The sequence below is a fragment of the Alsobacter sp. KACC 23698 genome (genome assembly GCF_045348435.1).
Taxonomy (GTDB): Bacteria; Pseudomonadota; Alphaproteobacteria; order Rhizobiales; family Beijerinckiaceae; genus Alsobacter.
In genome coordinates this window covers 4513454-4539076 of sequence record NZ_CP157484.1, presented here as the reverse complement: position 1 = coordinate 4539076, position 25623 = coordinate 4513454, and the positions used below count along the sequence as shown (strand labels likewise).

The following is a 25623-nucleotide window of genomic DNA, read 5'->3' as shown; positions in this document are numbered from 1 at the left end:
ACCGGCTCGTTACTGGACGAGCTTGGGTCCGCCGGTCGTCACGCGCTCGTTCTCGGTGATGATGCCGAGCCGGCGCGCCACCTCGGTGTAGGCCTCGACGAGGCCGCCGAGGTCGCGGCGGAAGCGGTCCTTGTCCAGCTTGTCGTTGGACTTGATGTCCCACAGGCGGCAGCTGTCGGGCGAGATCTCGTCGGCCACCACGATGCGCATGAGGTCGCCTTCCCAGAGGCGGCCGCATTCCATCTTAAAGTCGACGAGGCGGATGCCGACGCCCAGGAAGAGACCGGACAGGAAGTCGTTGACCCGGATGGCCAACGCCATGATGTCGTCGATCTCCTGCGGGGTCGCCCAGCCGAACGCCGTGATGTGCTCTTCCGACACCATCGGGTCGTTGAGCGCGTCGTTCTTATAATAGAACTCGATGATCGAGCGGGGCAGCTGCGTGCCCTCCTCGATGCCGAGACGCGTCGCCAGCGAGCCCGCCGCCACGTTGCGAACGACGATCTCGAGCGGGATGATCTCCACCTCGCGGATGAGCTGCTCGCGCATGTTCAGCCGGCGGATGAAGTGGGTCGGCACGCCGATATCGTTCAGGTGCTGGAAGATGTACTCGGAGATGCGGTTGTTGAGCACACCTTTGCCGTCGATCACCTCGTGCTTCTTCGCATTGAAGGCGGTCGCATCGTCCTTGAAGTGCTGGATCAACGTTCCCGGCTCCGGGCCCTCATAGAGGACCTTGGCCTTGCCTTCGTAGATCCGACGGCGGCGGTTCATCGGCGTGTACCGTGTCTTGAGAAAATCCATGGATACGGCCGTGGCTCCCCTGGGAGAACGTCCGCGACTGAGTGCGGGCGAGCAAGGTCGGGTTCAGGCGGACCCGCCTCGTGCCCGCGCCCGCAAACTAGCCGATCGGGGGCGCCAGCACAATGACAGGGCCTGCAATGCTTCAAGGCCGAGATCCTATGGGTTCCAAAGGGTTCCCAGGATCGCGGCTGTCCGCGGTTCGGTGCTGTATATGGCCCCGCGGGGCCGATGGCGCAAGTCGAGGCCCCGGGGCGGCTGGCGCCGGGCGTGGCGCATAGCTATATCGGGGCTGGAAACAACGGCTTCGCATCGCCAGAGAGGGAACCATGACGACGTTCGACAAGCGCGAGCAGGGCTTCGAGCAGAAATTCGTTCATGACGAGGAGCTTCGCTTCAAGGCGAACGCCCGCCGCAACAAGCTGCTGGGCCTGTGGGCCGCCGAGAAGCTCGGAAAGTCCGGTCCCGACGCCGAAGCCTACGCGCGCGAGGTCATGAAGTCGGACTTCGAGGAGGTCGGCGACGAGGACGTGTTCCGCAAGGTGCATGGCGACCTCTCGGCGGCCGGCGCGTCCGTCACCGAGACGCAGGTCCGCACCGCGATGAGCGAGTTCTTCGCCAAGGCGGTCCAGCAGATCCAGGACGGGCGCTGACGGCGCTCGCGCAGGGCAGGGCTGCCGCTCCGCCGGGTTGCCGGTGCGGCGTCCTTGCCCCTAGTGTTTCCCGCAGTCCGGCTCTGACCGGCCAAAGGGGAAACGCATGCCGCTCAATCCATCATTCGCGTCGCTGTCGCAGCGGCTGGGCAAGGGCACCGGGGCCGGTCTGATCACGGGCTGGGTGGGCCTCCCCGATCCGCTCGTGGCCGGAATCGTCGCCAATGAGGCCTTCGACGCGGTGGTGCTGGACATGCAGCACGGCTTCGTCGACATCGCGTCGGCCGTGCAGGGCGTGGCCCAGATCGCGCTGGCCGGCAAGCCGGCCGTGGTCCGCATCCCGGTGGGGCAGTTCGCGACGGCCTCGCGCGTCCTCGACGCTGGCGCTGCGGGCGTCATCGCCCCCATGGTCAACTCGGCCGCCGACGCCAAAGCGCTCGTCTCCTTCACCAAATATCCGCCAGTCGGCGAGCGTAGCTGGGGGCCGGCCATCGCCCTGAACGTGTGCGGGCTGACGCTGTCGGAGTATCTCGCGCAGGCCAACGGCCTCACGGCGACGATCGCCATGGTGGAGACCCGCGAGGCGCTCGCCGCCCTCGACGACATTCTGGCGGTCGACGGCATCGACGGCGTGCTGGTCGGCCCGTCCGACCTGTCGATCGCGCTCGCCAACGGCGCCTCGGTGAACCCGATGTCGGCGGAGGTCGACGACGCCCTCAGGCATGTCGCCGAGCGCTGCCGCGCCCACGGCAAGGCCGCCTGCACCTTCGTGACCACGGGGGCCAAGGGCAAGGACGTGATCGCGATGGGGTACGACTTCCTGGCGCTCGGCACGGACGTCATGCAGCTTCGCGCCGGCGCGAAGGCCTTCATCGAGGCGTGCAAGGGCTGAGGATCAGCCCGGCTTGTCGCCGGCGGGCTGCTCCGGCACGCCCAGCGCCTCGGCCAGCCGCATCCTGGCGGAGCCTGGGCGCAGCGGCTTTTGCTGGCTGTCATGCGGCGCCCAGCCGGACAGCCAGACCAGCTCGAAGGTCGCCCGGACGCGGCCGTCCGGGTCAGAGAAGCGCTCGGCGTAGATCTCCAGCGCGCGGATGAGCGTGGCCCGGCGCAGGGGCGTGCGCCGCCGCGCCACGAGCGTGTTCGTCGCCCCCATGGCGCGCAGGTCGCGCATCAGCGCCAGCGGATCGGCGTAGCGCACCACCACGGCGTCGGCATCGGTCACCGGCAGCGCGAACCCCGCCCGCTGCAGCAGCGCGCCGAGGTCGCGCACGTCCGCGAACGGGAACACCCGCGGGCTGGCCCCGCCCTCGACCTCGCTCTCCGCCTCGGTGAGGCACTGGCGCAGCTCGGTCAGCGTCGCTCCGCCCGCCATGCAGCCGAGGAACAGGCCGTCGGGCCGCAGCGCCCGCCGCAGCTGGACGAGCATGCCCGGCAGGTCGTTGACGCCCTGCAGCCAGAGCAGCGAAATCACGAGGTCGACGCTTTCCGGCCCGAGCGGGACGCTCTCGTCGGGCGCCGCGACGGTCTCCCAGCGCGGGTCGCGGGGTTCGTCCAGCGGCGCAAGCCGCAGCACCGATCCGACCTGCTCGGACCCGGCCATGTGGGCCGCGGCCAGCGGCAGCGCTCCGCCGAGGTCGACGCCGACCTCGAACCGCCGCAGCACCGCGCCCAGGCGGTCGTCCAGGTCCTCGGCGGCGCGCCGCAGCAGGAAGGCCGCGCCTTCGTCGCCGTCGGCGGCCCGCACGGCCCGGGCCAGGCGGAGGCGGGCGAGATCGCGGTCGAACAGGACGGGCGGGCCGCTCATGCAGGATCTCGGTTCGGGGCGATTGCGAGCGCCGGTTATGGGGCGGCCGTCCGGCGCCGTCAAACGTGTGGTGCGCCGCCGCGCCCTGGGGCGCTAGTCTGGCCGCGTGAGCGATTGGACCTCCGAAGACGCCGCTGCGCCGGCCCGCACGCTCGGGGCGGCCGCCGCTTGGCTGGGCGGCGCCATGCGCCGCGGCGCGCGCGCGGCCGTCGACCTGGTCTATCCCCCGTCCTGCGCGGCGTGCAGCGCCGCCACCGACCAGCCGCACGCCCTGTGCCCGGCCTGCTGGAGCAGCGTGCCCTGGATCGAGCGTCCCTATTGCGAACGCCTGGGCACGCCTTTCGCCGTGGACCTCGGGGAGGGGCTCTTGTCCCCGGGCGCGATCAGCGCGCCGCCGGCGTTCGAGCGGGCGCGGGCCGTGGCGCGCTATGACGGGCTCGGGCGCGAACTCGTCCACAAGTTGAAATACGGCGACCGGATGGACCTTGCGCCCATGATGGGCCGCTGGATGGCCCGCGCCGGGCGCGACGTGCTGGCGGAGGCCGACCTTGTGGTCCCGACGCCGCTGCACCGGGGACGGCTCTGGCGGCGGCGGATGAACCAGGCGGCCGCGCTGGCGTCCGTCGTGGCCCGCGCCTCGGACCGGGAGCTGGCGCTCGATTGCCTGGAGCGGCGCAGGCCGACCCGCTCGCAGGTCGGGCTCACCCGCAACGAGCGGGCCGAGAACCTGCAGGGCGCTTTCGCGTGCACGCCGGCCGGCGCCCTTCGGCTGAGGGGGCGGCGTGTCCTGCTGGTCGACGACGTGATGACGACCGGGTCCACCGCCAACGTGGCGTCGCGCGCGCTTCTGCGCGGCGGGGCTGCGGCGGTCGATGTGCTGACCTTCGCCAGCGTCTGCCGGCCGGCGTGACGCGCGCCACGCCAGACCCCCGTCCTCCGCCGCCGCTTGGATGGCGGCGACGGCTTGCCTATATGACGGGGCGAACGATCAAGAAGCCGGAGCCTTCCCATGCCGCCCGTCACGATCTACAGCAAGTCCTATTGCCCCTATTGCCATTCGGCCAAGGATCTCCTGCGGCGGAAGGGGGTTGAGTTCCAGGAGGTTGACGTCACCACCGATCGCGCCGGGCAAGCCGAGATGGCGTCGCGCGCTCAGGGGCGGACGACCGTGCCGCAGATCTTCATCGGCGAGCGCCACGTGGGCGGCTGCGACGATCTTTATGCGCTGGACCGGGCGGGCAAGCTCGATCCATTGTTGGCGGCCTGACGCCACTCCACCCCAAAGCCCCCGACAGGACGAACCATGAGCCGCTCCTCCTTCGTCGCCGCCTGCGCCCAGATGCGGTCCGGGCGTGATCCCAAGGCCAATATCGACCAGGCGGTCGGCCTGATCCGCGAGGCCGCGACGGCGGGCGCCGCCTATGTGCAGACCCCGGAGATGTCGAACACGGTCAACCGCGACCGCGCCGGCCTGTTCGACGCGATCTCGCCCGAAGACCGGGATCCCATGCTGGAGGCCTTCCGGACGCTGGCGCGCGAGAAGCGCGTCCACATCCATGCGGGCTCGCTGGCGATTCTGCGGGACGACGGAAAGGTCGCCAACAGGGCCTTCCTGATCACGCCTGACGGCGAGATCGAGGCGCGATACGACAAGATCCACCTGTTCGACGTCGACCTGCCAAACGGCGAGAGCTGGCGCGAGAGCCGGACCTATACGGGCGGCGACTGCGCGGTGGTGGCCGACCTGCCGGCCGGCCGCCTCGGCCTGTCCATCTGCTACGACGTCCGGTTCGCTTATCTCTACCGGGCGCTGGCGGAGGCGGGGGCGGAGATCCTCAGCGCCCCGGCCTGCTTCACGCGGCAGACCGGCGAGGCCCACTGGGTGGTGCTGCACCGGGCGCGGGCGATCGAGACCGGGTCCTTCATGATCTCCGCCGCGCAGGCCGGCCTGCACGAGGACGGACGCGAGACCTTCGGCCACTCGATCATCGTCGACCCGTGGGGCCGCGTGCTCGCCGAGGCGGGTGACCAGCCGGGAGTGGTGATGGCGGAGATCGACATGGCCCTTGTGGCGGACGCCCGCGGCCGCATCCCGACCCTGCAACACACCCGCACCTTCGACCTGGACCATGTCGAGGCCCCCGTCGCGAAAGCGCCTCTCGCGAGGTCCGCCTGACATCGGCGAGGCGTCCGCCCGTGATTGAAAACCCCACGCGATGATCCGTTACGCCCTCTCCTGCGAGGCCGGACACAGCTTCGAGACCTGGTTCCGGGACAGCGCCGCCTTCGACGAGCAGGCGGAGCGCGGGCTGGTGGCGTGCCCGTTCTGCGGGTCCGCGAAGGTGGCCAAGCAGATCATGGCGCCGCGCGTGGCCCGGACGGATCTCGACATCGTCCGTCGCGACTCGCCGGAGGGCGAGGCCGGCGCCGGCGCGGCTCCGCCCGGGCCGCCGGCCGAGGCGCCGCCCGCTCCGGTGGCGCTCCTGTCGGAGCGGGACATCGCCTTCCGCGAGCTCGTGAAGGCGGTGCGCGAGCAGATCAGGGCCACGTCGGAGGACGTCGGCCGCGGCTTCGCCGCGGAGGCGCGACGCATGCACGAGGGCGCCAGCGCCTTCCGGTCGATCTACGGGCAAGCGACCCCGGAGGAAGCGCAGGCTCTGGCGGACGAGGGCATCGACGCCGTCGCGATCCCCTGGTTATCGGACGATCGCCATTGACGACTGGCAACCCGTGGTTGATCTATGATTTGATAGTTCTACCAAAGATTGCTGATCTTTTGGGCATCGACGTTCATAACGCTTAACCTTTCAGTGGCAAGATATGTCCATTGCTGGATTGGGCGCCGCCGAACAGATGCTTGTTCTTCCCAAATTATTTCGAAAGTCGCAAAACACCGCCCCTTCGGCGGCGATTGCGGTTGAGGGCGCTGGGGACGCCGTCAGCCGGCCGGTTGGCCGCATCCAGGATCTCCTCGAAGGCCGCGACGGGAGCGAAACCATCCGCCTGACGCAGGCCGACGTGTTCCGCAGCGTGCGCGAGGTCGGAGACGCCAATATCGAGCTGCGCCGCCGCCTGCGCGACGCCTTCGGGCTCGTCGAGCGCCTGCGCGGCAAGGCGCAGACCTTCGCCGGCATGGCCGAGGTGGCCCGCAACAGCTCGGGCGCCATCTCGGCCGCGCTGCGCGACCTTGCGGCGGCCAGCCACACGATCGGCACCCGGATCAGCAGGTCGAGCGAGACGGTCGACGCCGCGGAGGCCCGCGCCCGTCGCGCCAGCGAAGGCGTCGGGCAGCTGCGCGACTCCGTCGCCGAGATCGGCCAGGTGGTGAACCTGATCGCCTCCATCGCGCGCCAGACCAATCTCCTGGCGCTCAACGCCACCATCGAGGCCGTGCGCGCCGGCGACGCCGGGCGCGGCTTCGCCGTGGTGGCGTCGGAGGTGAAGGCGCTGTCCATCGCCACCCAGGAGGCCACGACCCGGATCGCCTCCACGATCGACAAGGTGAGGGCCAGCGCGCTGACCTCCATCGACGACGTGGCCACGCTGGGCCAGGCGATCAACGACCTGCGCGAGTCCTTCGCGACCGTGGTCGACGCCGTCTCCATCCAGGTCGCCACGACGACCGACATCGGCCGAAGCGCGGCCGACGCGGCCCAGTTCGCCGAGGAGGTGAACGCCGAAGCGGTGCTCATCGACGAGCTCGGCGACGAGGCGGTCCAACTGGCCGCCGAGGCGGACCACGCGTCCGAGAAGACCGCCGCCACCATCACGCGGCTGGGCGAGAACGCCGCCATCCTGGTCCGACAGGCCGACACGCAGGAGACCGTCGCCGACCGGTTGCCGGTGGTGATGGCCGCCCGGCTGCATGTCGGCGAGCGGGTGCTGGCGGTGCAGACCGGCAACCTCTCGCTCGAGGGCGCCTTCGTGCATACGGGCGACGCCTCGCTCGACGATGTCGGCCGCACGGTGACGCTCGAGGTTCCGTCCCTGGGACGCTTCGAGGCGCGCGTCGCATCGGTGCGCCGCGACGGCCTCGGGCTGCGCATCCTGCAGGCCGACCAGGCGTCGCGGTCGGCGCTGCGCAACCTGCTCTCGCAGCTGCACGAGGTCTACGCTCCGCTGCTGACGCGCAGCTCGGCGCTGGCCGGGGCGGTGGCGGCGCGCTTCGAGGTGCTCGTCCTGGAAGGCTGGGTCTCCGCCTCCGATCTGTTTGACACCGGCTACGTGGCCGTGCCGGGCGCCGAGCCGCCGCGGTTCAGCATCGCGTGCCTGCCCGTCATCGAGGAGGCGCTCGGGGAGATCATCGAGGCGCACTGCGCCGCGCGGCCGCGGCCTCTGGCCACGCTCGTGGTGGACCGCAACGGATTCTGCGTCGAGGCCCGGGGCTCCGCCCCGCAGGCCCGCGGGCTCGCCCGCCGCCTTCTCGCCGACGGCCCGGGGCTGGCGGCCGCCCGCAACCTGCGGCCCAGCCTGATCCACTCCTACCGGTCGGATTTCGGCGATCCGCAGAGCGACGTCGTGCGCGAGGTCGCGGCCCCGATCTTCGTCCAGGGCCGGCACTGGGGCAATGTCCGCACCGCCTATGGGGTGGACGCCGGCGCCGCGCCGGGGACGGCCTTGGGGCCGGCGCAGACCATGTAGTTCACCGACATGTCGGACGAGGTGCGCCAGGTCCGGCCGAGGGGGTTGTAGACCACCCCGACCTCGTCGCGCAGCTTGAAGCCCGCGCCGTGCAGCGCCGCGGCGAGCTCCTCCGGGGTGACGAACTTCTCCCACTGGTGGGTGCCCTTGGGCAGCCAGCCCAGCACGTATTCCGCGCCCACGATGGCCAGCGCGAAGGCTTTCATGGTCCGGTTCAGCGTCGCCATGAAGAGGAGCCCGCCCGGCTTCACGGCGGCGCAGCAGCTCTCGACGAAGAACCCGACGTCGGACACGTGCTCCACGACCTCCATGGCGAGCACCACGTCGAAGCGCGCGCCCTCGGCCACGAGGTCCTCCACGGCGGCCCGCCGGTAGGTCACGTCGAGCCCCACCTTCTCGGCGTGCAGCCGGGCGACCTCGACATTGGTGGGGGCCGGGTCGATCCCGGTCACGCTTGCGCCCAGGCGGGCGAGGGGCTCGCACAGCAGGCCTCCGCCGCAGCCCACGTCGAGCACCGTGAGTCCCTCCAGGGGCCGGCCGCCCTGCGCGTCGCGCGCCCAATGGCGGGCGACGGCGTCGCGGACATATTCGAGCCGGACCGGGTTGAACCGGTGCAGCGTCTTCATCGCCCCGTCCGGATCCCACCAGGTCCTGGCGATGCGCTCGAAGCGGGCCACCTCGGCTTCGTCGATCGTTCCGGCGCCAGCGCTCATCGGGTCCTCCGTCCTGTGCAATGCACGCCGCGGCCGTCCGGGGCCGTTGACAGCTCCAGGCGCCGCCGTCATGAGTGTGCGCCCTTTTCCGACGACAGTCGCCGCGGCGCAAGCCGTCGCCGCTGTCGCACCGACACCGGACGCGAAGACCCGCATGGCCCGTCTCGTCATGAAGTTCGGCGGCACGTCAGTCGCCAACATCGAACGCATCAGGAATGTCGCGCAGCACGTCAAGCGCGAGGTCGACGCCGGCCATCAGGTCGCCGTCGTGGTGTCGGCCATGTCGGGCAAGACCAACGAGCTCGTCGGATGGTGCAAGGACGCCAGCAGCCTCTACGACACCCGCGAATACGACGTGGTGGTGGCCTCCGGCGAGCAGGTCACGTCCGGCCTGGTGGCGCTGGCGCTGCAGAATCTGGGCCTCAAGGCCCGCTCCTGGCAGGGCTGGCAGATCCCGATCCTGACCTCGGACGCGCATGGCTCGGCCCGGATCACCGGCCTCGACGGCGCGCGCCTGGACGAAGGCTTCGCCCGCGGCGAGGTCGCGGTGGTGTCGGGCTTCCAGGGCGTGCACGAGGAGACCGGCCGCATCACGACGCTCGGCCGCGGCGGCTCCGACACCAGCGCCGTCGCGCTGGCGGCGGGCATCAAGGCCGACCGCTGCGACATCTACACCGACGTGGACGGCGTCTACACGACCGATCCGCGCATCGTCTCCAAGGCGCGCCGCCTCGACAAGGTGGCCTTCGAGGAGATGCTGGAGATGGCGTCGCTGGGCGCCAAGGTCCTGCAGGTGCGCTCGGTCGAGCTCGCCATGGTTCACAATGTGCGCACTTTCGTGCGCTCGTCATTCGACGACCCTGCCAACCCGCAGGCGGGAACTCTCATCTGCGACGAGGAGGAGATCGTGGAGCAGCAGATCGTCACGGGCATCGCGTACTCCAAGGACGAGGCGCAGATCACGCTCCGGCGCGTGGCCGACAAGCCCGGCGTGGCGGCCGCGATCTTCGTGCCGCTGGCCGACGCCAACATCAATGTCGACATGATCATCCAGGTCGTGTCGGACGACACCACCACCACCGATATCACCTTCACGGTGCCGACCGCCGATTTCGAGCGGGCGCGCTCGATCCTGGAGAGGAGCCGGTCGGAGATCGCCTACCAGACCCTCCAGGGCGCCACGGACGTGGTCAAGGTGTCGGCCATCGGCGTGGGAATGCGCAGCCACGCGGGCGTCGCCGCCAAGGCCTTCAAGGCGCTGGCCGAAAAGGGCATCAACATCCGGGCGATCACGACCTCGGAGATCAAGTTCTCGATCCTGATCGACGCCGCCTATACGGAACTCGCGGTCAGGACCCTGCATTCGCTCTACGGTCTCGACAAGGCCTGAGCCCTGCAGGTCGCGGCCGGGGCGAAGCGCGGGCCCGGCGTCGGCGTGGACTTTGCATGACGCCCTGATGGTAGGGTAATGGTCTCGGGAACGGAGGTTCCGTTCCGACCCCGATTCGTGGCGCAGGCGCTGCGCCGCGGACGGCCAGACGGTGAGGATACTGATGCGAGGCGCTCTCGGCGGTCCGCGCCTTTTGCTGCGACGCCTCCGCGAAGTCATGGCGGAGCCCGTCAGCGCGCAGGCGCGTCTCGACAAGATCGTCGTGCTGATCGCCAACAACATGGTGGCGGAGGTCTGCTCGTTTTATGTGCTGCGGGCCGACGGCACGCTCGAGCTCTACGCCACCGAGGGACTGAAGCGCGAAGCCGTACACCTCACCACCATGACGGCCGGCGAAGGCCTGGTCGGCCTGATCGCCCAGAAGGCGCAGCCCCTCAACCTGCCCAACGCGCAGTCGCATCCGGCCTTCGCCTACAAGCCGGAGACGGGCGAGGAGATCTACCAGTCCTTCCTGGGCGTGCCGGTGCTGCGGGCCGGCAACACGCTGGGCGTGCTGGTGGTGCAGAACCGGGCGCACCGCCTCTACTCCGAGGAGGAGGTGGAGGCGCTGCAGACCACCGCGATGGTGCTGGCCGAGATCATCGCCTCGACCGAGTTCCAGACGCTGGCGCGCCCCGGCGCGGACATCGCGCTGCGGCGGCCCTTCAGCCTGTCGGGCCAGCCGCTGTCGGACGGCGTGGGGCTCGGCCATGTGGTGCTGCACGAGCCGCGCGTCGTCGTCTCCAACCTGATCGCGGACGATCCCGGCCGCGAGGTGCGCCGCCTCGACGAGGCGGTGGCCGACCTGCGCTCCTCCATCGACGCCCTGATCGACCGCGGCGACGTCGCGCATGGGGGCGAGCACCGCGAGGTGCTGGAGACCTTCCGGATGTTCGCCCATGACCAGGGCTGGATCCGGCGCCTGCGCGAGGCGGTCGCGTCGGGCCTCACGGCCGAAGCCGCCGTGGAGCGGGTCCAGTCTGACAACCGCGCCCGGATGATGCGGCAGACCGATCCCTATCTGCGCGAGCGGCTCCACGATCTCGACGAACTCGCCAACCGCCTGCTGCACCGCCTCGTCGGGCGCGAGATGGTGGGCGGCCAGGCCGCCCTGCCGGAGAACGCCATCCTGGTGGCGCGCTCCATGGGGCCGGCCGCCCTGCTCGACTATGACCGCCGCCACCTGCGCGGGCTCGTGCTGGAGGAGGGCGGACCCACCAGCCACATCGCCATCGTGGCGCGCGCGCTGGGCATCCCGGCCGTCGGCAATGTGGAGAACATCGCCGGACTGGCGGAGACGGGCGACGCGCTGATCGTCGATGGCGGAGTCGGCCAGGTGCATCTGCGGCCGCAGCCCGACGTCGAGGCCGCGTTCCGCGAGAAGGCGCGGCTGCGCGCCCGCCGCCAGGAGCAGTACCGGGCGCTGCGCGACCAGCCCGCCGTCACGCGGGACGGCGTGCGCGTGGGCCTGCACCTCAACGCCGGCCTGGTCGTCGACCTGCCGCATGTCGAGGAGACGGGCGCGGACGGCATCGGGCTGTTCCGCACCGAGCTGCAATTCATGGTGGCCGAGCGGCTGCCGTCGACGGCCGAGCAGCTCGCGCTCTACCGGGCCGTGCTGGATGCGGTGCCGGGCAAGACCGTCACGTTCCGCACGCTGGACATCGGGGGCGACAAGGTCCTGCCCTACATGCGGGCCATGGAGGAGGAGAACCCTGCGCTGGGATGGCGGGCCATCCGCATCGGGCTGGACCGGCCGGGCCTGCTGCGCGCCCAGGTGCGCGCGCTGCTCAAGGCGGGCGGCGGGCGCGAGATGAAGATCATGTTCCCCATGGTGGCGACCGTGGACGAGTTCGTCCGCGCCAAGGCCATCGTGCAGCGGGAGATCGGCCATCTGGAGCGCCACGGGCACCAGCTGCCGTCCGAGGTGAAGCTCGGCGTCATGGTCGAGGTTCCGTCGCTGCTGTTCCAGATCGACGAGATCGCGCGCGAGGCGGACTTCCTCTCGGTCGGGTCGAACGACCTCATGCAATTCCTGTTCGCGGCGGACCGCGAGAACCCGCAGATGGCGGACCGCTTCGACCCGCTTCACCCCGCCTGCCTGCGCGCGCTGAAATGCGTGGCCGACGCCGGCGCGCGGCACGACATTCCGGTCACGCTGTGCGGCGAGCTCGGCGGCCGGCCGCTGGAGGCGATGGCGCTGCTGTCGCTCGGCTACCGGTCGCTGTCGATGTCGCCGGCCTCCATCGGCCCCGTGAAGGCCATGTTGCTGTCGCTCAACCTGCAGGAGCTGACGGACCATCTGGGTTCGCTCCTGGAGGAGCGCACCGCGGCCGACACCCTGCGGCCCCACTACGTCGCCTTCGCCAAGAAGCACGACATCGCGTTGTAGCCGGCGTCCCTTCGCCGCCGCCCACCTCGCCCTCCGAAAGATCCCATGACGCTGCCGCTCCAGAAGCTCGACGCCATCCAGTCGCGACACGCGATCATCACCGATCGGCTGTCGTCCGGGCCGGACGCGGAGACCTATGTGGCCCTGTCGCGGGAGCTTTCCGAGCTCGATCCCGTGGTCGCGGCGCTGCGCGACTACCAGGCGGCGCAGGCCGAGCTGGCCGGGGTCGACGCCATGCTGGCCGATCCGGCGATCGACGCGGAGATGCGCGAGCTGGCCCGGTCCGAGCGCGACGAGGTCGCCGAGCGCGTGGACGCGCTGGAGCGGCAGGTGCGGCTGATGCTGCTGCCCCGGGACGCGGCCGACGAGCGCGGCGCCATCCTGGAGGTGCGCGCCGGCACGGGAGGCGACGAGGCGGCCCTGTTCGCCGGGGACCTTTTCCGGATGTACCAGCGTTACGCCGAGATGAAGCGCTGGAAGGTGGAGATCCTCTCCGAGAGCGAAGGCACGATGGGCGGCTACAAGGAGATCGTGGCCGAGGTGCACGGCAAGGGCGTGTTCGCCCGGCTGAAATTCGAGAGCGGCGTGCACCGGGTGCAGCGCGTCCCCGACACCGAGACCAGCGGTCGCATCCACACCTCCGCCGCCACCGTGGCGGTGCTGCCGATCGCCGAGGACGTCGACGTGCACATCGACGACAAGGACCTGCAGATCGACACCATGCGGGCGCAGGGCGCGGGCGGCCAGCACGTCAACAAGACCGAGAGCGCCATCCGGATCACCCATCTGCCGACCGGCATCGTGGTGATGATGCAGGAGGAGCGCTCGCAGCATCGCAACAAGGCCAAGGCCATGGACCTGCTGCGCAGCCGCGTCTTCGACATGGAGCGCCAGAAGCGCGACAGCGAGCGCGCCGCCGACCGGCGCTCGCAGGTCGGCTCGGGCGACCGCTCGGAGCGCATCCGCACCTACAACTTCCCCCAGGGCCGGGTCACCGACCACCGCATCAACCTCACTCTCTACAAGCTGCCGCAGGTGATGGACGGCACGGCGCTGGACGAGGTGGTCGACGCGCTCACCACCGAGCACCAGGCGGCGCTTCTGGCCTCGCAGGAGGGCTGACCGATGACCGATCCAGGCCCGGGAAAGAGCCCGGCTGCGCCGGACCCCATCGGGGCGATCGGCCCCGACACGACGCGGCTCGCGGCGCTCAAGCATCTCGGCGAGGCCTTCCGGGCGGCAGGCGTCGAGACGGCGCAGCGCGACGCGCGGCTGCTCACGCTGGAGGCCGCCGGCGTCAAGCACGCCGACCTGATCCGCTCTCCGCGCGACACGCTGGGCGAGGCGGCCGCCGCGAAGCTGCGCGACTTCGCCTCGCGCCGCCTGACCCGCGAGCCGGTGGCGCGCATCCTGGGCGAGTGGGAGTTCTGGAGCCTGCCCTTCACGCTGGCGCCTGACGTGCTGACGCCGCGCCCGGACAGCGAGACGGTGGTGGCCGCCGCGCTGATCGCCCTGAAGGAGCGCCGCCACGCCAGCGAGGGCCTGCGCATCCTCGATCTCGGGGTCGGCTCCGGGTGCCTGCTCGTGGCTTTGCTGCACGAGCTGCCCGGCGCGACCGGGGTAGGGGTGGACGTCGCCCCCGGCGCGGTCGAGACGGCGCGCTTCAACGCCGCCCGCAACGGCGTCGGCGACCGGGCCGAGATGCTCGTCTCGGACTGGGCCGCGGCGGTGCAGGGCCGGTTCGACCTCGTCGTCTCCAATCCGCCCTATATCGCGGACGCGGTCATCGAGGGGCTCGAACCGGAGGTGCGCGACCACGACCCCCGGCTGGCGCTGTCGGGCGGCGCCGACGGGCTGCAGGCCTACCGGGCCATCCTCGAGGCGCTGCCGCGGATCCTCGCCCCGGACGGCGTGCTGGCGCTGGAGATCGGCTCGGACCAGGCGGAATCCATTCCCGCCCTGTTCCTGAAGGCCGGCTACGCGGTGGAGGGGCCCTTCGCGGATTTCGGCGCAAGGCCGCGCGCCGTGATCGTTCGCAGGAGCCCCGAACCGTCCTGATTCGACGTCCTGGATGCATTTCGCCTGTGCATCGATGCCACAGCCCTTGATTTCTCGCGGGTCATACAGACATGAGATGAGGAATTCGCTTGGTCTTGGAGGCCGAAGCGACTAGGGTGACGACCAATGACGTCGTCGGGCAGCGCCGCGCGCAGCGCAGGCCAGCACCGTCGAGATCTCTCCCTTCGAGGACAGACCGGCAGGTTCACCACGGGAAAGATCTCCGGAGTTCGTTCCTGATCCCCGAAGGATCGGTATCGAGCCGACGACATGCTCCGGAACTGGAGGCGTTCTTCCGCACGCGATCGAGCTGCGGCGAGAAGGTCGACCGGCGTGGCGTGCAACGTATCGCGCGAGCAGCGGACGGAAGGGCTTGAAAGCCTCGACTGAACCCAGACCTCTGGCAAGTGCATCGACCCGCATGGGCACGGCCTCGCAGCGGCGGTCCGGCATGGACAACGAACAGCTTTGAAGGACGTTCGATGAGACCCAATCATCAGAACAACAATAACAACAGCAAGCGTATGCGTGGACGCAACCGCGGCGGAAAGGGTCCCAACCCCCTGTCTCGCAGCTACGAGTCCAACGGTCCGGACGTCAAAATCCGCGGCACGGCGCAGCACATCGCCGAGAAGTACCTGCAACTCGGTCGCGATGCGCAGGCCTCCGGCGATCCGGTCACGGCCGAGAGCTATCTGCAGCATGCGGAGCACTATCTGCGCCTGATCGCAGCCGCGCAGGAGCAGTTCCGGCAGCAGAACCCGAATTACCGCCCCTTCGAGATCAACGATCCCGACCAGGACGACGGCGACGAGGACGGCGCTCCCTATGCGGGCGGGCCGCAGCCGGACGTGCGGTTCCCGCAGGGCGGGATGGACGGCGAGGGCGACTACCAGCCGCGCCAGTTCCAGCCGCGCGAGCAGCGGGATAACCGCGACCGCGACTATCAGCCCCGCGAGCAGCGCGGCGACTACCAGCAGCGGCAGCCGCGCGAGCAGCGCGAGTTCCAGCCGCGCGGCGAGCGGGAGTTCCGTCCCCGCGAACCCCGCGAGCAGCGGGACTTCCAGCCTCGCGACCGCGAGCAGGGCGACCAGCAGCCGCGCGAGCAGCGCCAGCCTCGCGAGTTCCGCGAGCGCGAGCCGCGGGAGTTCCAGCCCCGCGAGCAGCCGCGCGACTTCCAGCCGCGCGAGACCCGCGAGCAGCCCGAGTTCCAGCCCGAGGCGCCCCGTGAGGCCCGCGAGCCGCGCGAGAGCCGCTTCCCCCGCCGTGGACCGCGTCAGGACCGCCCGGTCGGCGAGCGTCGCCCCGAGGCGCGCGCCGAGCGCGCCCCCGAGGCGCCCGAGCCCGCCGGGACGGCGTTGCCGGCCTTCATCACCGCTCCGGTGAGGACCGTGGCGCCGAGCGAAGCCGACGCCCCGCAGCATGTGGCCGAGGCCGCGCCCGCGCCGGTCGACAGCGCCGAGGACCCGGCGTTCGCCGTCCGCCCGCGCCGCCGCCGCGCCGCCAAGCGCACCGAGGAGCCGTCGCCGGCCGACGCTCCCGCCGGCGAATGATCTCGGCGCGATGAGATCCGTCTGACCATCAGGCCTGCCGGTCCAGCCGGCGGGCCTTTTTCGTGGCGCCCCCTGGCGCGACGCTGGCGCGAACCGCCGGCGGGGTGACAGGGCGGCCCGCATCCGCTAGGCACCACGGCATGTTCAAAGGCCTCTATCGCTGGACGCTGTCCCTCGCCGAAAGTCCCCGCGCCACATGGGCGCTGGGCGCGATCGCGTTCGCCGAGAGCTCGTTCTTCCCCATCCCGCCGGACGTGATCCTGGTGCCGATGTCGCTGGCCCGGCCCAAGATGGCCTGGCGCTACGCGGCCATCTGCTCCGTCATGTCGGTGCTGGGAGGGATCCTGGGCTACGCCATCGGGGCGCTGCTGTTCGACACGGTCGGCCAGTGGCTGATCGGCCTCTACGGCTATGGGGCGAAGATGGACGCGGTGCGCGACGCCTACGCCAAGTGGGGCGCGCTGTTCATCCTGGTCAAGGGGCTCACGCCGATCCCCTACAAGCTCGTCACCATCGTGAGCGGCCTGCTGGCCTATAATTTCCCGCTCTTCGTCCTGTTGTCGCTGATCACCCGCGGGGCCCGGTTCTTCATCCTGGCCGGCCTGCTGCACCGCTTCGGCGATCCGATCCGCACCCTGCTGGAGCGGCATTTCGCTGTGTTCATGGGGGCGATCCTGTTCTTCATCGTGTTCGGCTTCTGGATCGCCGCGAGGCTGGTGTGATGACGACGCCCATCGCCGACGCGCTCGCGCCGTCGCGCGCCCGCCTCACGCCGGCCCGCCTCATCGCCGCCGTGGCCCTGGGCGGGGCCGCCACCATCGGGGGCGCGCTGTTCATCGAGCATGTGCTGGGGGTGAAGCCCTGCGAGCTCTGCCTCGTGCAGCGCATCCCCTATTACGCCGGCGTCCCGCTGGCGGTCGTGGCCGCCTGGGCGGCGGCGCGGCGTCCGCGCCATCTCCTGACCGCGGCGCTGATCGCCTCCGTGGCGCTGGTGTTCCTCGTCGCCGCGGCGCTGGGCGGCTATCACGCGGGCGTCGAATGGGGCCTGTGGGCCGGCCCGAGCGACTGCACCGGACCGGTGACCAAGCCGGCTGCCATGGGCGATTTCCTCAAGCAGCTCCAGACCACCAAGGTGATCCGCTGCGACGAGGTCGCGATGCGGATCTTCGGGCTGTCGCTGGCGGCCTGGAACTTCGTCATCGCCGGCGGCCTGGCCCTCGTGGCGGGCTACGCCGCCTGGCGCACCAGGGCGCGCTGACGCGCCCGGCGCGGCTCACCGGCCCATCTTCTCCTTCAGTTCGTCGATGCGCTTGGAGGCCTCGGCCTTGTCGAGCTTCGGGTCGAACGCGTCAGGGGCGTGCGCCTCCTCGGACAGGGTCTTCAGATAGGAGGCCTGCGCGCCGGTCATCGGCTCCTCGCCGGTGACCCAGTCGTCGGGGTCCTTGATCTGGTTGGAGTTGGGCGGCGCGGCGTCGCTCGGCTTCTTGGGGTTCTCGCCCGTGAAGGGCGCGTCCTGCGGGTTGCGGCTGTGGGTGGCGTCGGGGGACGGCTTGCTCGACATCGCGGGCCTCTCTGTTCCGTTTTCGTTCATGATCAGGAACGCGTCGCCCGGCCTCTTGTTCCGGCTTTCAGGGCGGCGTCCGGCGCGGCTTTCGGCCGCCGCGGCGCGGGTCTAAGCTGCCGCCGGGCGCCCGGCCGGACCGACCGGGCGCCGCGCCCCCGCGAGGACGACCGCTTGACCTCCATCCCGTCTCTGTCCGCCCGCGAACTCCTGGCCCTGTACGCCTCGCGCCGCCTCAGTCCCAGCGAAGTCGTCGACGAGCTGATCCGCCACATCGGCCGGCGGGAGCCGGAGCTGTGCGCCCTCTATCTGTTCGATCCCGACGCCGCCCGCGCCGCCGCGGCGGCCTCGACGCGCCGTTGGGCGAGGGGCGAGCCGGCCGGTCCGTTGGACGGCGTGCCGGCGACCATCAAGGAGAACATCGCCACCCTCGGCGCGCCGACGCCGCTGGGCGCGGCGGCGACCCCGCTGACGCCGTCGCCGCACGACGCGCCCCCGGCGGCGCGGCTTCGCGAAGCCGGCGTGGTGCTGCTCGCCAAGACCACCATGCCCGACTACGGTATGCTCTCCTCCGGCCTGTCGAGCTTCCACAAGCTCGCCCGCAACCCGTGGGACCCGCGCATGACGCCCGGCGGCTCCAGCGCGGGCGCGGCCGCGGCGGCGGCGGCCGGCTACGGGCCGCTGCATCTCGGCACCGACATCGGCGGCTCCGTCCGCCTGCCGGCCGGCTGGTGCGGCCTCGTCGGCCTCAAGCCCAGCGCCGGGCGCGTGCCGATCGATCCGCCCTATCTGGGCCGGGTCGCGGGGCCGATGACGCGCAGCGTCGCCGACGCGGCGCTGATGATGTCGGTCCTGTCCCTCCCCGATCCCCGGGACGGCACCAGCCTGCCGCCGCAGGCCGTCGACTGGGACGACCTCTCCTTGGACCTCAGGGGCCTACGGGTCGGCCTGCAGCTGGACATCGGGGCCGGCCTGCCGCTCGACCCGGAGGTGAGGGCGGCGATCGAGCGCGCGGCCGCGCAGTTCGAGGCGGCGGGCGCGATCGTGGAGCCGGTCGCCCCCGTGCTGACGCGCGAGATGCTCGACGGCCTGGACGATTTCTGGCGCGTGCGCGCCTGGGACGACGTCTCGCGGCTGGCGCCGGCGCAGCGTGACCTGATCCTGCCCTATATCCGGGCCTGGGCGGAGACGGGCGCGGCCCGCAGCGGGCTCGACGTCATGCGCGGCTACAACCGCACGATGGAGATGCGCAAGGCGGCGGGCGCGCTCTTCGCCGCTCACGACTTCGTGCTCTCGCCCACCTCGCCGGTTCCGAGCTTCCCGGCCGAACAGGCCTCGCCGATCCATGATCCGGAGCGCCCGTTCGAGCATATCGGCTACACGGTGGTGTGGAACATGGCGGAGAACCCCGCCGTCTCGATCAACGCCGGCTACACCGCGTCAGGCCTGCCGATCGGGCTGCAGATCGTGGGCCGCCGCTTCGACGACCGGGGCGTGCTGGCCATGGCGGCCGCCTACGAGGGCCTGCGGGGCGAGCAGCGGCCCTGGCCCATCTGAGCCTATTTCCGCGCCGCGGCCTTCAGGAGCTTCAGGGCGTCCTCGCTCGACCACTCGGCCGGCCCGGCGATGGAGGCGAGTTCGCAGCCCTTCGGATCCACGATGAGCGTGGTGGGCATGCCGAAGGCCTTCCCGATGGCCTTCAGGTCCTGGAAGATCTTGGCGCTCGGATCGGAGTGATAGGCGAGGCGCGTGACCTTGTTGTCGGCCAGCCACTGCCGCGGCTTGTCGAGGTTGCGGGTGTCGATGTTCACGGTCACGACCTGGAAGTCGTCGCCGCCGAGCTTCTCCTGCGCGGCGTCGAGGGCCGGCATCTCCTGCCGGCAGGGCGCGCACCAGGTGGCCCAGAGGTTCAGCAGGACGGTCCGGCCCTTCAGGTCGGCCAGCGACATGGGCTTGCCGTCCGGGCCATTGAAGGCCAGCGCCGGCAGGAGCTTCGGCGCCTTGGAGACCTGCACGGCCGCGACTTCCCCGCGCGCCAGGGGCTGCATGGCCTGCGCGACGGCCAGCGCCGGGGCGCAATCCGCATCGCCGGCGTTGCCCCAGCCGGGGTTCGTCCCGTATAGGACGGCCAGCCCGAGCCCAAGCGCGGCCGCGACGCCCACCCCCGCCACGACGAGCGCGCGGCGACGGGGCGCCGTCGCGGATGCGGCCGCGGTCTGCGGGCGTTCCGCCCCGGGCGTCCTGTCCGTCCTGTCCGTCATGTCCGTCCTGCGTTGGAAAGTTCGAAAGCCATGAGCAACACGATGTGGGGCGGCCGTTTCGCCAGCGGTCCCGACGCCATCATGGAGGAGATCAACGCCTCCATCGATTTCGACAAGACCCTCTGGCGACAGGACATCGCCGGATCGAAGGCCCATGTGGCCATGCTGGCGAAGCAGGGGATCGTCGCCGAGCAGGACGCCAAGGCCATCGCCGATGGTTTAGCCGCCGTGCATGCCGAAATCGAGGCGGGAGATTTCACGTTCTCGCGGTCCCTCGAGGACATCCACATGAACGTGGAGTCCCGGCTGGCCGAGATCGTGGGGCCCGCCGCGGGCCGGCTGCACACGGCGCGCTCGCGCAACGACCAGGTCGCGACGGACATGCGGCTGTGGGTGCGCGACACCGTCGACCAGCTCGACGCGCAGCTCGCCGACCTGCAGACGGCGCTGGCCGAGAAGGCGCTCGCCTTCGCGGGCGCGGTGATGCCGGGCTTCACGCATCTGCAGTCGGCGCAGCCCACCACCTTCGGCCACCATCTGCTCGCCTATGTCGAGATGCTGGGCCGCGACCGCGGCCGCTTCGCCGACGCGCGCCGGCGCATGAACGAATGCCCCCTCGGCGCCGCCGCGCTGGCCGGGACCTCTTTCCCGATCGACCGCCACATGACGGCCGCGGCGCTGGGTTTCGACCGGCCCACGGCCAACTCGCTGGACAGCGTCTCGGACCGCGATTTCGCCCTGGAGAGCCTGGCGGCCGCCTCGATCGCGGCCGTCCACCTGTCGCGCTTCGCCGAGGAGATCGTGCTGTGGACCACGCCGCAATTCGGCCTGGTGAAACTCTCCGACAAGTTCACGAGCGGCTCCTCGATCATGCCGCAGAAGCGCAACCCGGATGCGGCCGAGCTCGTCCGCGGCAAGGCGGGACGGATCATCGGGGCGCTGAGCGGCCTGCTGATCGTCATCAAGGGCCTGCCGCTGACCTACGCCAAGGACATGCAGGAGGACAAGGAGGGCACCTTCGACGCCCTGCGCTCGCTGTCGCTCTGCATCGCCGCCATGGCCGGCATGGTGCGCGACATGGAGCCCGACCAGAAGGCCATGAAGAAGGCCGCCGGGCTCGGCTACGCCACCGCGACCGACCTCGCCGACTGGCTGGTGCGCACGCTGCGGACGCCGTTCCGGCAGGCGCATCACGTCACCGGGCGCATCGTCGCGCTCGCGGCGGAGAAAGGCGTCGGGCTTGAGAAGCTCTCGCTCGCCGAGATGCAGGCCGTCGAGCCCGCGATCACGCAGGACGTCTTCGAGGTGCTCGGCGTGGACCGCTCCGTCCGCAGCCGCACCAGCTACGGCGGCACCGCGCCCGCCGAAGTCCGCAAGCAAGCCCGCCGCTGGCTCGCCCGGCTCGGCAAGGAGAAGGCGTGAGAACGGCGCGTCTGCGGCGGGCTATTTTTGACAACAGCACCTCCCTGAGCTAAGAAAAAGCGCGGTTGAGAGGGCCTGCCGTTGTGCGGTCCGTTGGGGTTTAATCTCCACTCGGCTGCATTTTTTTAGGCTTTTTCACATGCACATTTTGTATGTCGACGAGTCCGGCTCGATCGACAACGCTTCAGAAAGATACTTCGTATTGGGCGGGATCGCCGTTTTCGAGCGCGGCATCTACCACCTGATCAAAGCGGCCGATGATTGCGTCACGGCATTCGGCTTCGAGGACCCTGACTCCGTCGAGCTGCATGCCAGCACGATGTACAGTGGCCGCTCGACGCCCTGGCGTTCTCTTCGCGAGCGTCACATGCGTGAGAAGGCCATCAGCGCCGCTCTGAGCATCTTTGCAACATCGCCCAGCTCCACCCTGTTCGCCGCGGCGGTGGACAAGGAGGCCGTCGCCCCGGCCGATCCGATCGAAATCGCGTTCGAAGAAATCTGTAGCCGCTTCAACCTCTTTCTGCAGCGGAGGTCGAACCGAACGGGCGAAGGGCAGCGCGGCCTGATCGTCATGGACGAGACGAAGCATGCCGCGCCGTTGCAATCGATGGCGCGGCGATTTCGTCGCACGGGTGGGCGCTGGGGCCGGTATCCCCATTTGGCCGAGGTTCCCCTCTTCGTCGATTCACGAGCGTCGCGGCTGGTCCAGATCGCGGACCTGATCGCCTACGCGACCTGGCGGCGATACGAATTCAGCGACGGCCGCTTCTTCGATCCGATCATTCCCAAATTCGATGCGGAAGGAGGGGTCATCCACGGACTGGTGCATCGCCGTCGCTTGCGCGACGAATGCTATTGCCCGGCATGCCAATCTCGTGTGAGACGCTGACGATTGCGGGAGCCACCGCTTTCGCCCCGTAGGGCTTTCGCTATAGTGCCGCTGTCCTTGGAGTCCCGCCGGTGCCTTCCTCGAATTCGTCGCTGTCGTCGCGTTCCGTCGCGCTCGCGCTGAGCCTTGTCCTGCTGGCCTCCCTGGGGGCGTGCGGCCGCAAGGGAGCGCTCGAGCCGCCTCCCGGCGCGGTCGCGGCGAAGCCCGACCCGCTGGGCGGAATCGACCCCGAGACGGACCAGCGCACCATCGCGCCCTCGATCGCGCCGGTGGCCTCCGGCCGCCAGAAAGCCAAGGGCAAGCCGATCGCGGCTCCCAAGGAGCCCTTCATCCTGGACCCGATCCTCTAAGGCAGGCGTTGCGCCATGCACCATTTCGATTACCGCGCCGGCGTCATGCACGCCGAGGACGTCGACCTGCGGCGGATCGCCGACGAGGTCGGCACGCCGTTCTATTGCTATTCCACGGCCACGCTGGAGCGGCATTACCGCGTCTTCGCCGAAGCCTTCGCGGATGCGCCCTCGCTCGTCTGCTACGCCATGAAGGCGAACTCCAACCAGGCCGTGCTGAAGACGCTGGCCCGGCTCGGCGCCGGCATGGACGTGGTGTCGGAGGGCGAGCTGCGCCGCGCCCGCGCGGCCGGCGTGCCGGGCTCGCGCATCACCTTCTCGGGCGTCGGCAAGACCCCCCGCGAGATGGCCTACGGGCTGGATGAGAACATCCTGTGCTTCAACGTCGAATCGGAGCCCGAGCTGGAGGCGCTGTCGGCCGTGGCGGCCGCCAAGGGCATGAAGGCCCGCATCGCCCTGCGGGTGAACCCGGACGTCGACGCGCGCACGCATCACAAGATCTCGACCGGCAAGTCCGGCGACAAGTTCGGCATCCCGATCTCGCGGGCGCGCGAGGTCTACGCCCTCGCGGCGACGCTGCCGGGCGTCGTGGTGACCGGCGTCGACATGCATATCGGCAGCCAGATCACCGACATGCAGCCCTATGACGACGCCTTCGCGCTGCTGTCGGACTTCGTGCGCGAGCTCAGGTCGGACGGCCACGCCATCGACCATGTCGATCTCGGGGGCGGGCTGGGCATCCCCTATCGCGAGGATAACGCGCCGCCTCCCACCCCGGAGGACTACGCCAGGGTGGTCAAGCGCCACACGCGCTCGCTCGACTGCACGCTGGTGTTCGAGCCCGGCCGCATGATCGTGGGCAACGCCGGCGTCCTGGTCACGCAGGTGATCTATCTGAAGCACGGCGACGGGAAGGACTTCGTCATCGTCGACGCGGCGATGAACGACCTGATCCGCCCGACGCTGTACGAGGCGCATCACGACGTGAAGCCCGTGACCGAGCCCGCCGCGGGCGCGCCGCGCATCACCGCCGACGTGGTCGGCCCCGTCTGCGAAAGCGGCGACTACCTGGCCAAGGACCGCGAGATGGCCGCGCCTTCCGCGGGCGACCTCCTGGCCGTGATGACGGCCGGCGCCTATGGGGCGGCCCAGTCCGGCACCTATAACAGCCGCCTGCTCGTCCCGGAGGTGATGGTCACCGGGGCGTCCTTCGCGGTGGTGCGGCGGCGGCCCAGCTATGACGAACTGATCGGCCTCGATTCGATTCCGCCCTGGCTGCGGGCGGCCGAGCCCGTCGCCAGCCGCTGACGGCGTCAGCGGCGGAAGGGCGTCAGGCCGAGCCAGCGGCCCTGCAACTGCAGGATGGCGGTCGTGAAGACCCCCATGGCGTCGCCCGCCTCTTGCATGACGCTCGCCGGAGAGCCGGGCGGCGCGGTCACGATGGCCAGCACGCTGTCGGACTCGAAGGTCAGCTCGGCCGAGAACTTGCGCGCCAGGCCCTGCATGGCGCGGTTGTGAGCCAGGCAGTTCATGTAGAGCCGCCGCAGGCGCCGGTTGCGGGCGGCCGTGATCAGCCGGGAGAACAGCTCGGTGGCCAGCCCCCTGCGGCGGAACTCGTTCTCGATGCTGAAAGCCGCCTCCGCCTCGCGGCTGTCGAAGGGACGCAGCTCCGCCACGGCGCGCAGGCGTCCCGCCTCCACGAAGCCGAACAGCACGGCGTCGCCCGCGAAGGCCTGCTCGGCGTAGCGCGCCAGGAAATTGTCGCTCGCCCCCATGGCGAAGCGGTCGCGGCGGGTGTCTGGATCGAGCCGGATGAGATGCTCGCGAAAGAGCGCGACATCGGCGGCGCCGAGCCTTCGGAAAATCCCGCCGAGGGGTGCGGACTGTCCCATGTGTCGGTTCCTGTTCTGGAGGTCCCGAGCGTCTCTCCCGAATCGCACGTGTTTGCTGCAGTGCAACATGGCGCGGCGAGGCCGCGGCATCAAGGGCGCGGCGGCGTTCCGTCGCGCTTGGCGGCGGCCCGGGGCTTGCGATCCGGGCGGCGAGCCTCTATCGGCTTGGGGCGACCACGCCCGAACGAGGAAGCGACGAATGAAAGCCCGCGTCACCGTCACGTTGAAGAACGGCGTCCTCGACCCGCAGGGCAAGGCCATCGAGGGCGCGCTGCGCTCGCTCGGCGTTTCGGGCGTCGACAGCGTCCGGCAGGGCAAGGTGTTCGACGTCGAGCTCTCCACGCAGGACAAGGCCCGCGCCGAGGCGGCCCTGCAGGAGGCGTGCGAGAAGCTGCTCGCCAACACGGTCATCGAGAATTACCGCGTCGAGATCACGGGCTGAGCCATGAAATCCGCCGTCGTCGTCTTCCCCGGCTCCAACCGCGACGGGGACATCATCCGGGCGATCCGGGCCGGGACCGGCCATGAGCCGGCCTCCGTCTGGCACGCCGATCACGCCTTGCCGGCGGGGACGGACCTGGTCGTCCTGCCGGGCGGCTTCAGCTATGGCGACTATCTGCGCTGCGGGGCCATCGCGGGCCGCGCCAACATCATGGACGCGGTGCGGGCCCATGCGGCGCGCGGCGGGCTGGTGCTGGGCGTCTGCAACGGCTTCCAGATCCTGGTGGAGTCGGGCCTGCTGCCGGGCGTGCTGATGCGCAACTCCCAGCTGCGCTTCGTGTGCAAGATGCAGCACCTGCGGGTGGAGCGGGCCGATACGCCCTTCGCCAACCGCTACACGACCGGCCAGGTGATCGAGGTCGCTATCGCGCATGGCGAGGGCAACTACATCGCCGACGAGGACACCATCCACGCGCTCGAGGCCGAGGGCCGGGTGGCGTTCCGCTATTGCGACGCGCAGGGCCGGATCGGCAGCCGCTCCAACCCGAACGGCTCGTTCAACGACATCGCCGGGATCTATTCCGAGCGGTTCAATGTGCTCGGCATGATGCCGCACCCCGAGAACCTCATCGACCCGCTCGTCGGGGGGACGGATGGGCTGGCCCTGTTCCAGAGCCTGGTCTCCGGGACGCCCGTGGCGGCCTGAGCCGCCTCCCCAAAGAGCTGCGGCCTCGGCTCCGGACCGAGGCCGCGCACCACGCCT

At 70.4% G+C, this 25623-nt stretch carries 27 protein-coding genes; 21 read left to right on the top strand and 6 right to left on the bottom strand.

The genetic code is table 11. From position 1 onward, the window contains the following. Nucleotides 1–9: 9 nt before the first annotated feature. Nucleotides 10–804 carry a phosphoribosylaminoimidazolesuccinocarboxamide synthase gene (gene purC, locus ABEG18_RS21635; RefSeq protein WP_406855110.1) on the bottom strand — a complete coding sequence of 265 codons (795 nt, stop codon included), beginning with the start codon at nucleotides 802–804 and terminating at the stop codon, nucleotides 10–12. 326 nt (nucleotides 805–1130) lie between these two features. On the opposite strand from purC, the gene ABEG18_RS21630 reads away from it, so the two are divergent. Together ABEG18_RS21630 and ABEG18_RS21625 are read left to right on the top strand one after the other, a co-directional pair. Continuing rightward, nucleotides 1131–1454, top strand: coding sequence for a DUF1476 domain-containing protein (locus ABEG18_RS21630; RefSeq protein ID WP_406855109.1), 324 nt, complete (start codon nucleotides 1131–1133; stop codon nucleotides 1452–1454). 106 nt (nucleotides 1455–1560) lie between these two features. Next, the gene (locus ABEG18_RS21625; protein ID WP_406855108.1) at nucleotides 1561–2346 is read left to right on the top strand and encodes an HpcH/HpaI aldolase family protein; all 786 of its coding nucleotides are present in this window, start codon (nucleotides 1561–1563) and stop codon (nucleotides 2344–2346) included. 3 nt (nucleotides 2347–2349) lie between these two features. Here the strand turns inward: ABEG18_RS21625 and ABEG18_RS21620 are convergent, their stop codons facing one another. Then, nucleotides 2350–3258: a methyltransferase domain-containing protein gene (locus ABEG18_RS21620; RefSeq protein ID WP_406855107.1), complete on the bottom strand. Its 909-nt coding sequence runs from the start codon at nucleotides 3256–3258 to the stop codon at nucleotides 2350–2352. Between the two features lie 184 nt (nucleotides 3259–3442). Between ABEG18_RS21620 and ABEG18_RS21615 the strand changes: the two genes are divergently transcribed. The 5 genes from ABEG18_RS21615 to ABEG18_RS21595 all read left to right on the top strand — a co-directional run bounded on the left by ABEG18_RS21615 (nucleotide 3443) and on the right by ABEG18_RS21595 (nucleotide 7899). After that, nucleotides 3443–4168 carry a ComF family protein gene (locus ABEG18_RS21615; protein ID WP_406858674.1) on the top strand — a complete coding sequence of 242 codons (726 nt, stop codon included), beginning with the start codon at nucleotides 3443–3445 and terminating at the stop codon, nucleotides 4166–4168. A 99-nt stretch (nucleotides 4169–4267) separates the two neighbouring features. Then, nucleotides 4268–4525 (top strand): glutaredoxin 3, encoded by a 258-nt coding sequence (gene grxC / locus ABEG18_RS21610; protein WP_406855106.1) that lies wholly within the window; start codon nucleotides 4268–4270, stop codon nucleotides 4523–4525. Between the two features lie 36 nt (nucleotides 4526–4561). Beyond that, nucleotides 4562–5434 (top strand): carbon-nitrogen hydrolase family protein, encoded by an 873-nt coding sequence (locus ABEG18_RS21605; protein ID WP_406855105.1) that lies wholly within the window; start codon nucleotides 4562–4564, stop codon nucleotides 5432–5434. Between the two features lie 40 nt (nucleotides 5435–5474). Beyond that, complete coding sequence (locus ABEG18_RS21600) at nucleotides 5475–5975, top strand: DUF1178 family protein (protein ID WP_406855104.1); 501 nt, start codon at nucleotides 5475–5477, stop codon at nucleotides 5973–5975. Between the two features lie 136 nt (nucleotides 5976–6111). Next, nucleotides 6112–7899, top strand: coding sequence for a methyl-accepting chemotaxis protein (locus ABEG18_RS21595; protein WP_406855103.1), 1788 nt, complete (start codon nucleotides 6112–6114; stop codon nucleotides 7897–7899). Here the strand turns inward: ABEG18_RS21595 and ubiG are convergent. Continuing rightward, entirely contained in the window at nucleotides 7839–8612 is a 774-nt protein-coding gene (ubiG, locus tag ABEG18_RS21590) for a bifunctional 2-polyprenyl-6-hydroxyphenol methylase/3-demethylubiquinol 3-O-methyltransferase UbiG (RefSeq protein ID WP_406855102.1), read from the bottom strand. The two genes, ABEG18_RS21595 and ubiG, sit on opposite strands and share 61 nt — an antisense overlap. Before the next feature lie 154 nt (nucleotides 8613–8766). Between ubiG and ABEG18_RS21585 the strand changes: the two genes are divergently transcribed. The 7 genes from ABEG18_RS21585 to ABEG18_RS21555 all read left to right on the top strand — a co-directional run bounded on the left by ABEG18_RS21585 (nucleotide 8767) and on the right by ABEG18_RS21555 (nucleotide 17302). Beyond that, nucleotides 8767–10002, top strand: a complete 1236-nt coding sequence (locus ABEG18_RS21585) for an aspartate kinase (protein ID WP_406855101.1) — start codon at nucleotides 8767–8769, stop codon at nucleotides 10000–10002. Between the two features lie 163 nt (nucleotides 10003–10165). Beyond that, nucleotides 10166–12433 (top strand): phosphoenolpyruvate--protein phosphotransferase, encoded by a 2268-nt coding sequence (ptsP, locus tag ABEG18_RS21580; RefSeq protein ID WP_406855100.1) that lies wholly within the window; start codon nucleotides 10166–10168, stop codon nucleotides 12431–12433. Between the two features lie 45 nt (nucleotides 12434–12478). Continuing rightward, on the top strand, nucleotides 12479–13555 hold the full coding sequence (gene prfA / locus ABEG18_RS21575) for a peptide chain release factor 1 (RefSeq protein WP_406855099.1): 1077 nt from the start codon (nucleotides 12479–12481) through the stop codon (nucleotides 13553–13555). Between the two features lie 3 nt (nucleotides 13556–13558). Then, nucleotides 13559–14491 carry a peptide chain release factor N(5)-glutamine methyltransferase gene (gene prmC / locus ABEG18_RS21570; RefSeq protein ID WP_406855098.1) on the top strand — a complete coding sequence of 311 codons (933 nt, stop codon included), beginning with the start codon at nucleotides 13559–13561 and terminating at the stop codon, nucleotides 14489–14491. Between the two features lie 482 nt (nucleotides 14492–14973). Continuing rightward, nucleotides 14974–16044, top strand: coding sequence for a DUF4167 domain-containing protein (locus ABEG18_RS21565; protein ID WP_406855097.1), 1071 nt, complete (start codon nucleotides 14974–14976; stop codon nucleotides 16042–16044). Between the two features lie 140 nt (nucleotides 16045–16184). Next, complete coding sequence (locus tag ABEG18_RS21560) at nucleotides 16185–16766, top strand: YqaA family protein (RefSeq protein ID WP_406855096.1); 582 nt, start codon at nucleotides 16185–16187, stop codon at nucleotides 16764–16766. Then, nucleotides 16766–17302, top strand: coding sequence for a disulfide bond formation protein B (locus tag ABEG18_RS21555; RefSeq protein WP_406855095.1), 537 nt, complete (start codon nucleotides 16766–16768; stop codon nucleotides 17300–17302). The genes ABEG18_RS21560 and ABEG18_RS21555 overlap by 1 nt, the downstream gene beginning before the upstream one ends. 15 nt (nucleotides 17303–17317) lie before the next feature. On the opposite strand, the gene ABEG18_RS21550 is transcribed toward ABEG18_RS21555, so the two are convergent. Beyond that, the gene (locus ABEG18_RS21550) at nucleotides 17318–17605 is read right to left on the bottom strand and encodes a DUF3072 domain-containing protein (protein WP_406855094.1); all 288 of its coding nucleotides are present in this window, start codon (nucleotides 17603–17605) and stop codon (nucleotides 17318–17320) included. 174 nt (nucleotides 17606–17779) lie between these two features. On the opposite strand from ABEG18_RS21550, the gene ABEG18_RS21545 reads away from it, so the two are divergent. Further along, on the top strand, nucleotides 17780–19162 hold the full coding sequence (locus ABEG18_RS21545; protein WP_406855093.1) for an amidase: 1383 nt from the start codon (nucleotides 17780–17782) through the stop codon (nucleotides 19160–19162). A 2-nt stretch (nucleotides 19163–19164) separates the two neighbouring features. On the opposite strand, the gene tlpA is transcribed toward ABEG18_RS21545, so the two are convergent. Then, nucleotides 19165–19866: a thiol:disulfide interchange protein TlpA gene (tlpA, locus tag ABEG18_RS21540; RefSeq protein ID WP_406855092.1), complete on the bottom strand. Its 702-nt coding sequence runs from the start codon at nucleotides 19864–19866 to the stop codon at nucleotides 19165–19167. Between the two features lie 30 nt (nucleotides 19867–19896). On the opposite strand from tlpA, the gene argH reads away from it, so the two are divergent. The 4 genes from argH to lysA all read left to right on the top strand — a co-directional run bounded on the left by argH (nucleotide 19897) and on the right by lysA (nucleotide 23835). Beyond that, nucleotides 19897–21288 carry an argininosuccinate lyase gene (gene argH / locus ABEG18_RS21535; RefSeq protein WP_406855091.1) on the top strand — a complete coding sequence of 464 codons (1392 nt, stop codon included), beginning with the start codon at nucleotides 19897–19899 and terminating at the stop codon, nucleotides 21286–21288. Nucleotides 21289–21427: 139 nt separating this feature from the next. Continuing rightward, the gene (locus tag ABEG18_RS21530; RefSeq protein ID WP_406855090.1) at nucleotides 21428–22177 is read left to right on the top strand and encodes a DUF3800 domain-containing protein; all 750 of its coding nucleotides are present in this window, start codon (nucleotides 21428–21430) and stop codon (nucleotides 22175–22177) included. A 71-nt stretch (nucleotides 22178–22248) separates the two neighbouring features. Next, nucleotides 22249–22527, top strand: a complete 279-nt coding sequence (locus tag ABEG18_RS21525; RefSeq protein ID WP_406855089.1) for a lipoprotein — start codon at nucleotides 22249–22251, stop codon at nucleotides 22525–22527. A gap of 15 nt (nucleotides 22528–22542) precedes the next feature. Next, nucleotides 22543–23835, top strand: coding sequence for a diaminopimelate decarboxylase (gene lysA, locus ABEG18_RS21520; protein ID WP_406855088.1), 1293 nt, complete (start codon nucleotides 22543–22545; stop codon nucleotides 23833–23835). A gap of 5 nt (nucleotides 23836–23840) precedes the next feature. Here the strand turns inward: lysA and ABEG18_RS21515 are convergent, their stop codons facing one another. Next, complete coding sequence (locus tag ABEG18_RS21515) at nucleotides 23841–24419, bottom strand: GNAT family N-acetyltransferase (RefSeq protein WP_406855087.1); 579 nt, start codon at nucleotides 24417–24419, stop codon at nucleotides 23841–23843. A 199-nt stretch (nucleotides 24420–24618) separates the two neighbouring features. Between ABEG18_RS21515 and purS the strand changes: the two genes are divergently transcribed. Both purS and purQ read left to right on the top strand, forming a co-directional pair. After that, the gene (gene purS / locus ABEG18_RS21510) at nucleotides 24619–24861 is read left to right on the top strand and encodes a phosphoribosylformylglycinamidine synthase subunit PurS (RefSeq protein WP_406855086.1); all 243 of its coding nucleotides are present in this window, start codon (nucleotides 24619–24621) and stop codon (nucleotides 24859–24861) included. 3 nt (nucleotides 24862–24864) lie between these two features. Continuing rightward, entirely contained in the window at nucleotides 24865–25566 is a 702-nt protein-coding gene (gene purQ / locus ABEG18_RS21505; protein ID WP_406855085.1) for a phosphoribosylformylglycinamidine synthase subunit PurQ, read from the top strand. Nucleotides 25567–25623 lie beyond the last annotated feature (57 nt).

Coding starts and splice junctions, on each gene's coding strand:
- purC (WP_406855110.1), bottom strand. CDS start 804: ATGGATTTTCTCAAGACACGGTACACGCCGATGAACCGCCGCCGTCGG.
- ABEG18_RS21630 (WP_406855109.1), top strand. CDS start 1,131: ATGACGACGTTCGACAAGCGCGAGCAGGGCTTCGAGCAGAAATTCGTT.
- ABEG18_RS21625 (WP_406855108.1), top strand. CDS start 1,561: ATGCCGCTCAATCCATCATTCGCGTCGCTGTCGCAGCGGCTGGGCAAG.
- ABEG18_RS21620 (WP_406855107.1), bottom strand. CDS start 3,258: ATGAGCGGCCCGCCCGTCCTGTTCGACCGCGATCTCGCCCGCCTCCGC.
- ABEG18_RS21615 (WP_406858674.1), top strand. CDS start 3,443: ATGCGCCGCGGCGCGCGCGCGGCCGTCGACCTGGTCTATCCCCCGTCC.
- grxC (WP_406855106.1), top strand. CDS start 4,268: ATGCCGCCCGTCACGATCTACAGCAAGTCCTATTGCCCCTATTGCCAT.
- ABEG18_RS21605 (WP_406855105.1), top strand. CDS start 4,562: ATGAGCCGCTCCTCCTTCGTCGCCGCCTGCGCCCAGATGCGGTCCGGG.
- ABEG18_RS21600 (WP_406855104.1), top strand. CDS start 5,475: ATGATCCGTTACGCCCTCTCCTGCGAGGCCGGACACAGCTTCGAGACC.
- ABEG18_RS21595 (WP_406855103.1), top strand. CDS start 6,112: ATGCTTGTTCTTCCCAAATTATTTCGAAAGTCGCAAAACACCGCCCCT.
- ubiG (WP_406855102.1), bottom strand. CDS start 8,612: ATGAGCGCTGGCGCCGGAACGATCGACGAAGCCGAGGTGGCCCGCTTC.
- ABEG18_RS21585 (WP_406855101.1), top strand. CDS start 8,767: ATGGCCCGTCTCGTCATGAAGTTCGGCGGCACGTCAGTCGCCAACATC.
- ptsP (WP_406855100.1), top strand. CDS start 10,166: ATGCGAGGCGCTCTCGGCGGTCCGCGCCTTTTGCTGCGACGCCTCCGC.
- prfA (WP_406855099.1), top strand. CDS start 12,479: ATGACGCTGCCGCTCCAGAAGCTCGACGCCATCCAGTCGCGACACGCG.
- prmC (WP_406855098.1), top strand. CDS start 13,559: ATGACCGATCCAGGCCCGGGAAAGAGCCCGGCTGCGCCGGACCCCATC.
- ABEG18_RS21565 (WP_406855097.1), top strand. CDS start 14,974: ATGAGACCCAATCATCAGAACAACAATAACAACAGCAAGCGTATGCGT.
- ABEG18_RS21560 (WP_406855096.1), top strand. CDS start 16,185: ATGTTCAAAGGCCTCTATCGCTGGACGCTGTCCCTCGCCGAAAGTCCC.
- ABEG18_RS21555 (WP_406855095.1), top strand. CDS start 16,766: ATGACGACGCCCATCGCCGACGCGCTCGCGCCGTCGCGCGCCCGCCTC.
- ABEG18_RS21550 (WP_406855094.1), bottom strand. CDS start 17,605: ATGTCGAGCAAGCCGTCCCCCGACGCCACCCACAGCCGCAACCCGCAG.
- tlpA (WP_406855092.1), bottom strand. CDS start 19,866: ATGACGGACAGGACGGACAGGACGCCCGGGGCGGAACGCCCGCAGACC.
- argH (WP_406855091.1), top strand. CDS start 19,897: ATGAGCAACACGATGTGGGGCGGCCGTTTCGCCAGCGGTCCCGACGCC.
- ABEG18_RS21530 (WP_406855090.1), top strand. CDS start 21,428: ATGCACATTTTGTATGTCGACGAGTCCGGCTCGATCGACAACGCTTCA.
- lysA (WP_406855088.1), top strand. CDS start 22,543: ATGCACCATTTCGATTACCGCGCCGGCGTCATGCACGCCGAGGACGTC.
- ABEG18_RS21515 (WP_406855087.1), bottom strand. CDS start 24,419: ATGGGACAGTCCGCACCCCTCGGCGGGATTTTCCGAAGGCTCGGCGCC.
- purS (WP_406855086.1), top strand. CDS start 24,619: ATGAAAGCCCGCGTCACCGTCACGTTGAAGAACGGCGTCCTCGACCCG.
- purQ (WP_406855085.1), top strand. CDS start 24,865: ATGAAATCCGCCGTCGTCGTCTTCCCCGGCTCCAACCGCGACGGGGAC.